The 13,174-nt window shown below is 52.4% G+C and carries 5 protein-coding genes and 1 pseudogene; 2 read left to right on the top strand and 4 right to left on the bottom strand.

Translation table 11 applies throughout. The annotated features are described in order from the left end of the window. Window positions 1-7: 7 nt before the first annotated feature. Window positions 8-6,082, bottom strand: coding sequence for a tetratricopeptide repeat protein (locus tag HQL65_17625; GenBank protein MBF0138054.1), 6,075 nt, complete (start codon window positions 6,080-6,082; stop codon window positions 8-10). A 513-nt stretch (window positions 6,083-6,595) separates the two neighbouring features. On the opposite strand from HQL65_17625, the gene HQL65_17620 reads away from it, so the two are divergent. Further along, window positions 6,596-8,209 (top strand): HAMP domain-containing protein, encoded by a 1,614-nt coding sequence (locus tag HQL65_17620; GenBank protein ID MBF0138053.1) that lies wholly within the window; start codon window positions 6,596-6,598, stop codon window positions 8,207-8,209. A gap of 71 nt (window positions 8,210-8,280) precedes the next feature. Here the strand turns inward: HQL65_17620 and thiD are convergent, their stop codons facing one another. Then, window positions 8,281-9,123: a bifunctional hydroxymethylpyrimidine kinase/phosphomethylpyrimidine kinase gene (gene thiD / locus HQL65_17615; GenBank protein ID MBF0138052.1), complete on the bottom strand. Its 843-nt coding sequence runs from the start codon at window positions 9,121-9,123 to the stop codon at window positions 8,281-8,283. Window positions 9,124-9,214: 91 nt separating this feature from the next. On the opposite strand from thiD, the gene HQL65_17610 reads away from it, so the two are divergent. After that, window positions 9,215-10,801, top strand: a complete 1,587-nt coding sequence (locus HQL65_17610; protein MBF0138051.1) for a phosphoglycerate dehydrogenase — start codon at window positions 9,215-9,217, stop codon at window positions 10,799-10,801. 96 nt (window positions 10,802-10,897) lie between these two features. Here HQL65_17610 and dnaQ read toward each other — a convergent pair whose 3' ends face one another. Both dnaQ and hemG read right to left on the bottom strand, forming a co-directional pair. Continuing rightward, window positions 10,898-11,593, bottom strand: a complete 696-nt coding sequence (gene dnaQ, locus HQL65_17605; protein MBF0138050.1) for a DNA polymerase III subunit epsilon — start codon at window positions 11,591-11,593, stop codon at window positions 10,898-10,900. A gap of 141 nt (window positions 11,594-11,734) precedes the next feature. Further along, a pseudogene (hemG, locus tag HQL65_17600) lies at window positions 11,735-13,105 on the bottom strand (protoporphyrinogen oxidase). Window positions 13,106-13,174: the final 69 nt, after the last annotated feature.

Here is a 13,174-nt window from a genome sequence, read left to right as displayed (position 1 = left end):
CTTGAAATCATCTCAAAAACAGCTCGAAAAATGGGCAAAGCTGCGAAGATGGGTTCAGACAATCGATCACTTTGGGATGGTCCGGTTGCAGCACCTTCTCCCGGATGGCCAATGCCCGCTTGAACAACGGTTCCGCCACGGCATACGCGCCCTGCTCCATGGACAATTCCGCTAAACTGTTCAATATGTTGGCCACATCTGGATGATCTGCTCCGGAAGCTCTCTCCTGGATTGCCAAGGCGCGTTTGAACAGGGATTCCGCCACCGCATGCAGCCCTTGTGCCTCATAGAGAGTCGCCAATTTTTCAAGATTCCCGGCCACCTCCACATGATTCGGCCCCAGTTTTTTTTCCCGGATCGCCAGGGAACGTTTGTACAGCGGTTCCGCCTCGGCATACTGCTTGTTCAACAGGTACAATCTCGCCAGAAATGTCAAACTTTGGGCCACATCCACATGTTCCGGTCCCAGTTTTTTTTCCCGGATGGCCAGGGCGCGCCGGTACAACGGCTCCGCATCGGCAAGACGGTCCTGGACATGATACATGGCCGCCAGAGTGGTCAGGTTGGCAGCCACCTGGACATGTTCCGGTCCCAACTCCTTTTCCAGGATCGCCAGCGAGCGTTTGTACAGCGATTCCGCCTCGGCATACCGGCCCTGCATATGATACACGACCGCCAAACGATCCAGGCTGGCAGACGCTTGCAAGTGGTCCGCTCCCAAACCCTTTTCCCGGATCGCCAGGGCGCGTTGATACAACGGCACGGCCTGTTCATTCCGGTCTTGCACTCGATACAGCATGGCCAGATTGTCCAGGTTGTCGGCCACCATGGCATGTTCCGGCCCCAGGGCTTTTTCATGGATCGTCAATGCCTGATTGAGCAGGGACTCCGCCAGGGCATACCGGCCTTGTGCCTGATACGTGACCGCCAGATTGTTCAGGCTTCTCGCCACATGGATGTGTTCCGGTCTCTCCTTTTCCAGAATGGCCAATGCGCGCTTGAACAACGTCTCTGCCTCGTCATACCTGCCCTGCTCCCGATACAGTTCGGCCAGGTTGTTCAGCCCGGTAGACACTTCGGGATGGTCTGCTCCCCATGTGGTTTCCATGATCGCCGTAAACTGCCTGAACAACGACTCTGCCAAGGCATACTGGCCTGTATTCTTATACAGTATGGCCAGACTGTTCAGGTTGCTGGCCACATTGGGGTGTTCCGGTCCCAGTGCCTTTGCAAAAATGGCCAAAGTGCGTTTGTACAACGACTCTGCCTGGCTGTTCCGGCCTTGCGCCCGATACAGTTCCGCCAAACTGTACTGGCTGACAGCCACTTCAACAGGGTTTGCTCCCAAAACCTTCTCGCGCATGGCCAGGGATTGTTTGAACAACGGTTCCGCCTGGTCATACTGCTCTTTGACTCGATACGCCTCCGCCAGATTATACAGGCTCAGGGCCAGGTCAGGATGTTCCGGTCCCAAATTTTTCTCGGCCATCGCAACGGCTTTCCTGGCAAGATCAACAGCTTCCTGATATTTTCCCGATTGATAAAGTTGCTTGAATTGTTGATCGAGTTTTGCAATTTCTTCTCGCGCTGATATTTTTTCCTTCATGAGTTCATAAGCGTTTTTAATCCTGGCCAATTCCTTTTTGACATCTTCAACCATCCACCCTTTTTTTATGAATAATTCAAAATCAGCCACCACTCCTTTTTCAAATATTGCCGCCGATTTTAAAAAATTCAGTGATTCATCATAATATTTTTTGGCTTCATTGACCTTCCCGGTCAATAAATACGTATGTCCCAGATTGACGTTTACTGCCAAATCCCACGCATCCAGCCTGTAGGCACGCAATATGGTTTCTTGTGCCTCTTTAAATTGTTCATTTAAAATATAATACCATCCGAGGGAATTCAACCCGTCAAGATTATATTTATCCAACAAAACAACCCTGTTTGCATCCTGGATGGCCTCTTTATAAAGTTCTTTCTGTTCATAGCAGGCACTTCTTTTCAAATATGCATCGATATTTTTATCATCCTTCGCCAGGATATCCGAATAATTGACAATGGCCTGGTCACAATCCTCTTTCTGACTTGCGGCATTGCCATTTTTCATAAGTTCGGGAACGGTGGGAGACGCATTTGGGGCGGATATTTTTCCCTGTTCCACCACCGGGGCGGATATTTTTCCCTGTTCCACCACATCACGGGCCGAGACGCGCAAATTCAGCTTGATGGGCAGACCGAAAAAATTTCCCTGTTCGTCCTTCAAGACGTTGAAGGGCAACATGTATAATATTTTGTCCGGCACCAGATAGACGGTACTCTTTCCCACCAACAGCGGCTGCAAAGGTTGCCAGAAAAAGGTTTGAAGTTTTTTGGCCAGATCCTCCATCATCGCACTGTCTGACTCTTTCTTCGCTTGTCGATAGGCCTTGATCTGGCTGGAGACGGGATCCTTTTCGCCCAATTTCACCATGCGGATCACCGGTTTGACCTGGGGATCAACGACCAGGGCCATGATCTGCCATTTCTGAAATTGCAGGGTTTTATAATCGAACTCCCGAAACACCAGAAAATCCACCAACACCTGACCGGATTGCAATGCCGACAAAACCCTGTCGGGATCCACGGCAAACTTGTTCTGGAGCAGGGGCTGCACCTTGCCGGCCAATTCCGCTTCCAGCTTGTCAATTTCCCTGCCCAGCAGTTCGGACTGCTGTTTCTTGTCTGAACCACTCGACGCCAATTGTGCCAATTCCTGTTTACGGATATCCAAAAGATCCGCTTTTTCCTTCAATTCCGGATATTTTCCGCCACGTGCCACATCATCGATTGCCGAGTTGATATCCAGCAACAACCCCTTGCGGGCCAGGGAATGGAAGAGAGCCTCTTTGGCTGTTTCATCATTGTTCATGTAACTCAACAGGGAGATATAGGCATCTTCATAGTCCACCTGTTCGAGATACGACTCGCGGGTTTTTTCCCCGACATGCCACAGATTCCGCTCCAGAAAACTGTTGGCAACTCGAAAAGCACGCGCCATCAGGGCAAAGGCTTTTTCATGCTGCCCCTGCACCAGATGCAATGCCGCCCAACTGTTCAAGGTGCGAACCACCTCTGGATGTTCCGGCCCCAGCGCCTTTTCCCTGCTCTCCAGGATGCGTTTGATCAGTGATTCAGCCGCAGCATACCGCTCTTGTTTCACATACAGTTCTGTCAAATCCCGCAAAATGTTGACCACTTTTGGATGTTCCGGGCCAAAAACCTTCTCATGGATTGCCAGTGCGCGTTTGAACAGCGGTTCAGCCATGGCATACTGGCCTTGCACTGTATAGAGTTCCGCCAGATTGGACAGGCCCAAAGCCACACGAGGATGTTCTGCTCCCTCGCTTTTTTCACTGATCGCCAGAAATTGTTTGAGCAACGGCTCGGCCTGGGCATGCCGGCCTGTATATTTATACAGTGCCGCCAGACTGTTCAGGCTCATGACCAAATCGGGATGTTCTGGTGTTGCGGACTTTTCCCTGATTGCCGATATACGCTGCAACACCACATCCGCACGATCATACTGACCCTGCGATATATACATTGCCGCCATATTGTTCAGGCTCAAGGCCACCTTGAGATCTTCTGGTCCCAGGATTTTCTCCCAAATTTCCAGGGATCGTTTGAACAGCGGCTCTGCCTCGGTATACCGGCCCTGCCCACTATATAATAACGCCAAATTATTCAGGCTCTGGGCTACGACAGAATGTTCTAGTCCCAGTGTCTTCTCAAAGATTGCCAGGGATCGTTTGCTCAGTGGCTCTACCTCGGCATACCGGCCCAACACTCGATACAGTTCCGCCAAATTGTTCGAAGTGATGGCCACTGCGACATGTTGTGAACCAAAAACCTTCTCGTTGATCGCCAGGGATTGTTTGAACAACGGCTCTGCCTGGTCATACTGGCCTTTGGCTTGATACGATTCCGCCAGATTGTTCAGGCTCAGGGCCATATCAGGGTGTTCCGGTCCCAGGATTTTTTCGGCCATCGCAACGGCTTTCCGGGCATAATCACCGGCTTCCTGATATTTTCCTGTCTGATGGAGCTGCTGAAACTGTTGATCCAGTTTGGCAATCTCTTCTCGCGCCGATATTTTTTCCTTCACGAGTTCATATGCATTTTTAATCCTGGCCAATTCTTTCTTGACATCATCAACCATCCACCCCTTTTTTATGAACAATTCAAAATCAGTCCCCACTCCTTCGTTAAATTCCGCTGCTGATTCTAATAAATTCAATGATTCATCATAATATTTTTGGGCTTCATTGACCTTTCCTGTCAATAGATATGTGTGTCCGAGATTGACGGTTATTGCCAAATCCCACGCATCCAGCGCGTGGGCACGCAGTAAAATTTCCTGTGCCTCTTTAAATTGTTCATTTAAAATATAATACCATCCGAGGGAATTCAACCCGTCAAGATTATATTTATCCAACAAAACAACCCTGTTTGCATCCTGGATGGCCTCTTTATAAAGTTCTTTCTGTTCATAGCAGGCACTTCTTTTCAAATATGCATCGATATTTTTATCATCCTTCGCCAGGATATCCGAATAATTGACAATGGCCTGGTCACAATCCTCTTTCTGACTTGCGGCATTGCCATTTTTCATAAGTTCGGGAACGGTGGGAGACGCATTTGGGAGAGGTTGTTTTTCTTTGGCTTTTTCCTGGATCGACCTTGCACGTTTGCGCAGCGGCGCGGCTTTTTCCTGCTGGCCTTGTCCATCATACAATTTCGCCAGATTATTCAGGATGGAGACAATATGGGGATGATCGGGTCCCTGGGTCTTTTCCATGATGGCCAGGGATCGAATGAGCAGCGGTTCGGCCTGGGCACACTGGCCCTGCTCCCGATAGAGTGCCCCAAGATTGTTCAGGCTGTTGGCCACATCGGGATGATCGGGTCCCAAAACCTTTTCCGCAATCGCCAGAGACCGTTTGAACAGCGGCTCGGCCTGGGCATACTGACCTTGCCCGTGATACAACGCCGCCAGATTGTTCAGCCTGGTGGCTACATCGGGGTGATCGGGTCCCAGAATTTTTTCCAAAATGGCCAGGGATTTTTTGTGCAACGACTCCGCCAAGGCATTCTCGCCGAGAGTTTGATACAGCATGGCCAAATTGCTCAGGGCGACAGCCACTTCAGGATGATCTGCACCCAGCGCCTTTTCCCGGATGGCCAGGGACCGTTTATAGAGAGGCTCGATCAGGGCAAACTGACCTTGCATGCGATACAGATCTGCCAAAAAGTTCAGGCTTTGATCCACGGATGGGTGATCCGGTCCCAGGCTCTTCTCCTTGATCGCCAGGGCACGCTTGTACAACGACTCTGCCTCTTCACGCCGACCTTGCGCGTCATATGATTCTGCCAAATCGTCCAGACTGGCCGCCACATCCGGATGTTCCGGACCCAGGGCCTTTTCCCGAATGGCCAGGGATCGTTCGAACAGCGGCCCGGCCAGGGCATGCTGACCTTGTTTTTGATACCATATCGCCAAATTGTTCAGGCTTTGCACCACGTCCAGATGTTCTGGTCCCTGGGCCTTTTCCCAAATGGCCAAGGCTCGTTTGAACAACGGCTCGGCCAGGTCATGTTGGCCCTGCATCATGTACAATCCCGCCAGATTGTTCATACCCATGGCCACGGCAGGATGTTCCCCTCCCCTGGCCTTTTCCGAAATGGCCAGGGATCGTTTGTAGAGCGGCTCCGCCTCTTCATACCGGCCTTGCCTTCGATACAACTCCGCCAGATTGTTCAGACTCATAGCCACATCGGGGTGATCCGGTCCCAGTGACTTTTCGGACATGGCGACCGATTTTATTGCAATTTCAATGGCTTCTTTATATTTGCCTGCTTGATGAAATTTGATGACTTGTTGATTTGATTTTTCTATTTCCTGTTTCACAGCCTCCGGCGAAGATGCGCGTGCGGACTCCTCACCCTGCACGAGCGCAACGTCCTGACAGACTCCCAAGCCCAGGAGGATCACCCATGCGGGCAGTATTTTTTTGGAGATGCTTTCGGATTTTGGCATGGCATTTCTTTTCCTGAATCATGGCGTTTAATTCTTAATATTTTTTAATTAGGGCATTATGGTGATCTGGATTATACAAAACGGCTCAGATCCAAGAAAAGAAAAAACTGTCATTATTGAATTTTTTCCCAAGGATTTCAGGCCGGCAAAAAATATTTACTTGATTTTGCAGAAGGGACGGCATTAAATTATATTATGATCGAAAAGGCCAGACTATGAAAGGCTTTGTCAAAACTTCTCCCCAACTCCGCAGGATGATGATCCCCTTCAAACAACATCTTTCTCACAATTCTTTTATTTCCATGTTTCCAGGATAGATACGGTTCAGCATGTTTTTTGTCGAAACCTCCGTGTCTCTGTGTGTTTTACTGCCGCTACAGGCAGCTTACAAGCAACCAGTATTTGATCTGGTATATAACAAAATAAAAAATGAGAAAGAAAGGACAGAAGATGGCATTCGTCAACGATTTGAAACTAGGGGTCAAGCTTGGTCTGGGTTTTGGATTCGTATTGGTGTTACTGATTTTCGTCTCTTTGACTGCATTGGATACCATTGGAACCTATAAGGTCAATGGCCCGGTCTATGGACGAATCGTCCTTTTCAAGGACCTGTTGGCGGATGTGTTGCCCCCACCACTCTTCATTCTGGAGTCCTGGGAAGTGGTGCAGGAGATGAACGGTGCAACCTCCAGGGAGGAACTCAACAAATCCATCCAGACGTTGGCCAAAGTAAAAAAGGAGTATGAAGAACGCCATAATTTTTGGTTGAAAACACAATTGGATCCTGAATTGTTGCCCCTGATGGAAAATGCCCACAAATCGGCCATGGCGTTTTTTTCATTAGCCACGGGTGAATATTCGAAAGAGATGCAAAATGGCAACCGGGATAAATCTGTCGCGATCATGAAAGAGATGGAAAGTCTCTACAAGGCCCACCGGGAATCCATTGAAAAATTGGTGGATAATGCCGCAAAGCGCAGCGAAACAACAGAAAAACATGCCAATGAAAAAATTGTATCCGCCATAACCATGATCGTCATGGTCAGTGTGCTGGCGGTATTGATTGGGCTGTTGATTGCTTTCTTCCTGACCCGCAAAATCGTGAGCAGTCTGACTCAGGGAGTGGCCTTTGCCCAACAGGTTGCAAAAGGCGATCTGACGGCCACCATACAATTGAATCAAAAGGATGAAATTGGCCAACTGGCGGAAACATTGAAAGGCATGGCGGAAAAGTTGCGCGAGATCATCGGTGAAGTCGTCACGGCTGCCGGGCAGGTTTCGAATGGCAGCGATGCCATTACGGATTCCGCGCAAACTCTTTCCCAGGGAACATCCGAACAGTCGGCATCCCTGGAAACGACTTCGTCGGCCATGGAAGAGATGATGGGCAGTTGCCAACTCAACACAGACAGTTCCAACACCACCCAGACCATTGCCACCAAGGCCTCTCAGGATGCGGCCAGGGGAGGTGAAGCCGTCAATCAGGCGGTCAAGGCGATGAAGGAAATTGCTTCAAAAATCAGCATTATTGAAGAAATCGCCCGGCAAACCAACCTGCTGGCTCTGAATGCGGCCATCGAGGCAGCACGAGCCGGTGAACACGGCAAAGGTTTCGCTGTGGTTGCCGCAGAGGTGAGAAAGCTGGCCGAACGCAGCCAGATTGCCGCTGGAGAAATCAGTCACCTCTCTTCTTCCAGCGTCAGCATTTCCGAACAGGCGGGTCAAATCATCGACAAGCTGGTACCCGACATTCAGGATACGGCAGAGCGCATCCGGGGTATTGCGGAATGCAGTCGGCAACAACGCGAAGGCATCGCCCAAATCGGTGAATCGATTCAACAGCTCGACCATGTGGTCCAGCAGAATGCGGCCACTTCCGAAGAGCTGGCTGCTGCTGCGGAAGAACTGAACGCCCAAGCCAAGGCGATGGCGCACTCCGTCGCCTTCTTCAACCTTGGTCAACAGGATCATACGGCTCGACAACAGTCGGCCAAACGATCACACCCTGTCAAACCCAAAACCCAGGCCGTGCATCCCCAAGCACCCGCACGCAAGGCTTTGCCTGCCCCGGCACGCAAATCCGGTGAAGAACACCATGAAACTGAAGATGAATTTTCGACTTTTTGACCTGTAAACACGAACGAACCAGGGGGAAGAGGGGTCAAGCCGCTTCCCCCTGAACCTTCTGTCCCACCCCTTCATTCATCATCAAGACCCAAAAAATGCCGCAACAACAACTGTCCCTGCCCAAGAGACAAGCTGCCTGCCACGGCACGCCGCACATAGTCAAGTCCATGCGCCACCGCATCATGCAGGGTCATGCCCTGGGCCACGCCGGTGGCCACGGCGGAGGCCAACGTGCAACCCGTGCCATGGAATCCAGGTCCGGCACGCCGGGGGGATGCAAACCAGTGGCACGTTTGCCCATCAAAAAAAAGATCCCGGATGATCTCACCGGAGGCGAGGTGACCACCCGTCAACAAGACGCGACAGCCGATTCTGGCCAATTGTTGGGCAGCCTGTTCCATGGTGGCCGTGGAATCGATGGTCAATCCGGTCAACACTTCCGCTTCCGGGACATTGGGTGTCAACAAGGTCACCCGGGGCAACAGGAGATTCCGCAAAACTGTCGCGGCCCCCTCCTTTGCCAGAGATCCGCCACCGCCAGCCACCAGGATCGGATCGGCCACCACCGGCAACCCGGGATGGTCAGCCAGAACAGCCGCGACAGCCGCGACAATACCCGGTGAACCCAACATGCCCAGTTTGACACAGTCGGCACCTACGTCCTGCAACACCACCCGCATCTGCCTGGCCACCCAGTCCGGTTCCAGGGGCAAAAAATCGTACACCTGACGGGTATCCTGGACCGTGATGGCCGTGACCGCCGTCATGGCGTAGCCACCGATGGCGCTGACCGTCTTGAGATCGGCCTGCAAGCCAGCCCCGGCCACTGGATCAGAACCGGCCACAATCAAGACCCGTCCGAAATTTTTTTCTTTTGGTGCGGAATTTTTACCTTTGATTGCAGTGCTTGTCATTTCACCATCGCCTATGCTAAACCGAGTCCACTTTAAAGATGTGAACTTTTTTGATCAAAAATGTTGACTTGTAAAGACAAGGAAAAGAACCATGCCCAAAGTGCTGATCGCCGACAAGATGTCCCCCAAGGCTGAAGAGGTTTTTCGCACCCGGGGTATCGACGTAGACTATAAACCGGGGATCACTCCCGAGGATTTGAAGGCCATCATCGGCCAATATGACGGTGTTGCCATCCGCTCGGCAACCCGCCTGACGAGCGATCTGATCCAGGCCGGTACCCGACTCAAGGTGATTGGTCGTGCCGGGATCGGGGTTGACAACGTGGATATTCCAGCCGCATCCAAACATGGGGTGATCGTCATGAACACCCCGTTCGGCAATACCGTCACCACGGCGGAGCATACCATCGCCCTGACCCTGGCAGCAGCCCGTCAAATTCCGGCAGCGACGGCTTCGACCCGGCAAAGCAAATGGGAAAAGAGCCGTTTCATGGGTCGGGAACTCTATCGCAAGACCCTGGGCATCATTGGCATCGGCAATATCGGTGCCCTGGTGGTGGAGCGTTTTCTGGGTCTCGGGATGCATGTCCTGGCCTATGATCCCTTCATCAGCAAGGAACGCGCCGAGGATATGGGGGTGGAGCTGGTGGACAATCTGGACGCCTTCTGGCCGCGCATCGATGTCCTGACCGTCCATACCCCCATGACCCGCAACACGCGCCATATCGTCAATGCCTCGGCCTTCGCTCGGATGAAGGACGGGGTCATCATCGTCAACTGTGCCCGGGGTGGCATCATCGACGAAACAGCCCTCTACGATGCCCTGAAATCGGGGAAAATTTTTGCTGCCGCCCTGGACGTGTTCGAAAAGGAACCGGCCAAGGATCATCCGCTGTTCGAGTTTGACAATGTGGTCCTGACCCCGCACCTGGGGGCTTCGACCCGGGAGGCACAGGTCAATGTCGCCATCCAGATTGCCCAGCAGATTTCCGACTACCTGTTGAGCGGGACCATCCAGAATGCGCTCAACATTCCCTCGGTCTCCGAAGAGGAGTTGCCCGGTCTGCGGCCCTTCCTCAATCTGGCCGACAAGCTGGGAACCACCCTGGGGCAGTTGACGGAAGCCGGTGTCAAAAAAATTCACGTCTCCTACGAAGGGGAGGTGAGCAAGCTGAAACTGAAGCCGATCACCAACACCATTCTCAACAGCATTCTGACCCCCATGCTGGAGACCGGCGTCAATCTGGTCAACGCACCCCTGATTGCCGAAGAACGAGCCATCGAAGTCGTTGAAACGGTTCACAGTCGATCCCAGCAGGGCTTTACCTCCCTGATCAATGTCACCATCACGACCGAAAAGCGGGAACGCTCCATTTCCGGTACCTTGTTCAATGGTTTTCAACCCCGTGTGGTCGCCATGAACAATGTGCCCATCGAAGCGACCCCGGAAGGCAATCTCCTGTTCATTGCCAATCAGGATGCACCCGGGTTGATTGGTCGGGTTGGGACCATTCTGGGAGAGGCGGGCGTCAATATTGCCAATTTTCATCTGGGGCGCGTCGCTGTTGGCGGCCACGCCATCGCCTTCATCAATGTCGATCAGGAGGTTCCGGCAGCCATCATGGCGGCTCTTCTGCGGGTGGAAAATGTTCTGGAGGTCAAGCAGGTTCGCTATTGAGCGACGGTCTGATCTCCAGGCGCAGGTGAGGATGGAAAGTGTTCCGGGTTGCCAGATCGGGATGGAGGTCTGGCAGGCCGGGACATGTCTGATGGATCAATCGGGCCAGTCCAGAGACTTGCCACTCTCCTTTTGCAGAAAATTGCGATAATTCGCATGCTCTGCTGCCTCCTGTGGGGAAATAGGCCATTCTCGCGGAGGAAGCACCTTGGAAGGTGTTGCGGGTAAGGGAGCGGCGACCGTTTCCACCGGATCGGAGGTTGTCAGGGCGAGACGGAACTGGTTGCCGCCTTCCAGTTCGATGTAGACCCGTGCCAAAAGCTGCGCATCGAGCAAGGCACCATGCCGGTCGCGTTGGCTGTTGTCCACATCCAGGCGCTGGCACAAGGCGTCAAGATTGACCAGACCACCACCCAGACGCCGCCGTGCCAGTCGCATGGTATCGATGGCGCGTTCCGGATCGAGGGGCACCCGACCGGCCCGGGTCAACTCGGCATTGATAAATCCCAGATCAAATGCCGCATTGTGAATGACCAGGGGATCCTCGCCGATAAACTCCAGGAACTCGTCCGCCATTTCAGCAAATTTGGGTTTGCCGGCCACCATTTCCCGGGTGATGCCATGGATGCGAATCACCTCTTCCGGAATATCTCGTTCAGGATCGATATACCATTGCCGGGTCTCCTTGAGTCGCATTTCGACGAGTTCCACGCAACCGATCTCGACAATGCGATGCCCGGCTTCCGGGGACATGCCGGTGGTTTCCGTATCCAGAACGACCAATCTTGCCATGGCTGTTTTGCCCATTCATGTTGTCATTTCCGGCGCGATCCATTTTATATCGGCAAAATATGCACCCAATCAACTTTCGCCGCGCAGTAGTGCTATCCAGAACCAATTCAAAATAAAAGATCCCAGTTTTTCAAACGTTAATTATTCTTTATTTTTCAATTGATTTGCTAATATTTCGGCATTTTTGACGCAATCCGCCACGGAAATACCATCCCGCCAATTGGCCCGGAAACTCAAACCCTGCCAGGGAGCCATGGCGGCATCGAGATCACGCAAAAGATCCAGATGGCCTAAGGCATATTGCGGAATGGCCTGGCGATGCCCCGTAACCTGCATCAATTCAGGAGTTCCTTGAATATTCAGAATTTTTTGCAAATCCTGCAAAACCTGATCTGTCAGAAGTTGCTCCGCTTCATGTACAGCTTCCGGATCAGTCGCTCCGCCCATGAACGAGGTCAGCAGCACATGCTGTTCCGGGGCACGCCGGGCAAACAGAGTACTGGAAAAAAGGGCACCCAAAGTCCGCACATTTTCCCGACGTGGCACCAGGAAGCCAAACCCATCCAGGGGATGCCCGACCTGTGAGCGCTTGAAACCCATGCCCATGGAAACAATGGGGGCATAGGAAATTTTTTTCAGGAGTTGTGCTGCAACGGGAGAGAGTGGTTCAAGTAATTGTGCGGCGGCCATGGCCGGAACAGCCAGCACGACCTGGGATGCCTGAATTTGATTTTTTTCATTCCCTTTTTCCCAGGTCACCCGCCAACCTTTTGTTCCGGTCGCTTCCAGGCAGGTGACATGCGAACCCGTATGCACGGTATCGGGAGGAAGTTTTGCGGCGATGGTTTGGGGAAGCAATTCCATTCCGGTATCGAAAGCGACCAGGCGTCCCGCAGGCATTCCTGTTGCCTTTCGCAAGCGCCCGAGGGCCAATGCCCCCCGGATCAGGGAACCATATTCAAACTCCAGGGCATAAATCCGTGGCACTGCGGCGGCCACCGACAATTGCCAGGGATTTCCGGCGTAAACCCCACTGACAAATGGTTCCACGGCATAATCCAGAAATTCCCGACCCAGGCGGCGCGTCACGAAACTTCCGATGCTTTCGTTTTCGTCACCTTGAGCCACGAATGGCTCCAGCAGCAGACGCAGTTTGGCTGGCCAGGAAAAGAGCGGGGTGCGCAGGAACTGTGGGGGAGATGCCGGTAGTGGAAGCAGCCGACCATTCTTGCAAACGTAGCGGCGGGCGGCTTGGGGATTGGCAACAGCGAGACGTTCGGAAATATCCAGACCGGCCACCAAGCGTCCCAGACCATCGGTTGGGTCTCCCGGCTTTTGCAGGGTGGAATTGGGGCCATGTTCGATCAAGTAGTTCTGACGATGGGAGGTATGGATCATGCCTCCAACCCGGTTTTGGCTTTCCAGAACAGTGATTGTTTTTCCCTGACGGGAGAGAAACCAGGCGGTGGCCAGTCCAGAAATTCCGCCTCCAATAACGACCGTGTGTGCCATTTAAAACCCCGTCCAAAAAAACAAAATGAAAAAAAAGAGGGGGTCTGGGGGATTCATCCCCCAGTGGGG

It is taken from the genome of Magnetococcales bacterium, from assembly GCA_015228935.1.
Taxonomy (GTDB): Bacteria; Pseudomonadota; Magnetococcia; order Magnetococcales; family DC0425bin3; genus HA3dbin3.
The sequence above is the reverse complement of the archived record's forward strand: the minus strand, read 5'-3'. Positions and strand labels throughout refer to the sequence as shown.

Excerpts from the sequence above, each read along its gene's own strand:
- HQL65_17625 (MBF0138054.1), bottom strand. The coding sequence starts at position 6,082 with ATGCCAAAATCCGAAAGCATCTCCAAAAAAATACTGCCCGCATGGGTG.
- thiD (MBF0138052.1), bottom strand. The coding sequence starts at position 9,123 with ATGACAAGCACTGCAATCAAAGGTAAAAATTCCGCACCAAAAGAAAAA.
- HQL65_17610 (MBF0138051.1), top strand. The coding sequence starts at position 9,215 with ATGCCCAAAGTGCTGATCGCCGACAAGATGTCCCCCAAGGCTGAAGAG.
- dnaQ (MBF0138050.1), bottom strand. The coding sequence starts at position 11,593 with ATGGCAAGATTGGTCGTTCTGGATACGGAAACCACCGGCATGTCCCCG.